Raw genomic sequence first — 314 nt, 5'->3', positions numbered from 1 at the left:
CAGGTAGACTACCTGGTCGATAGACGGCAGGTGCAAGGCTGGCGACAGCCTCAGCCGAGCCGCACTAATCGCCCGAGCTCTTCCGGAACCGCACCTCGCGGCCCGCGGGACTGAGCGCTCTTGCGCGGTCCGGGCACGAGGATGCCCCCGAGTCGGATCTCCCCTATGCGCCATGCGGCCCCCAGGGCACGTGTATGAGACACCCGGGCACCGTAACGGTGGGCGCCGCCCACCGGTCAGCGGCCAGAGCATGGGGGGCACGCCCGGTCCCGTTCCGAACCCGGAAGCTAAGCCCCATCGCGCCGAGAGTACTG

The 314-nt window shown here is 69.7% G+C and carries 2 rRNA genes; both read left to right on the top strand.

Going from position 1 to position 314, the window contains the following annotated elements:
• A 23S ribosomal RNA gene (locus ACTQ48_RS11695) occupies nucleotides 1–88 on the top strand; the annotation flags it as partial.
• Between the two features lie 147 nt (nucleotides 89–235).
• Nucleotides 236–314: ribosomal RNA gene (gene rrf, locus ACTQ48_RS11690) — 5S ribosomal RNA — on the top strand; the annotation flags it as partial.

Origin of the sequence: Collinsella sp. Sow4_E3 (genome assembly GCF_052116285.1) — a bacterium.
Lineage (GTDB): Bacteria > Actinomycetota > Coriobacteriia > Coriobacteriales > Coriobacteriaceae > Collinsella.
The sequence above is the reverse complement of the archived record's forward strand: the minus strand, read 5'-3'. Positions and strand labels throughout refer to the sequence as shown.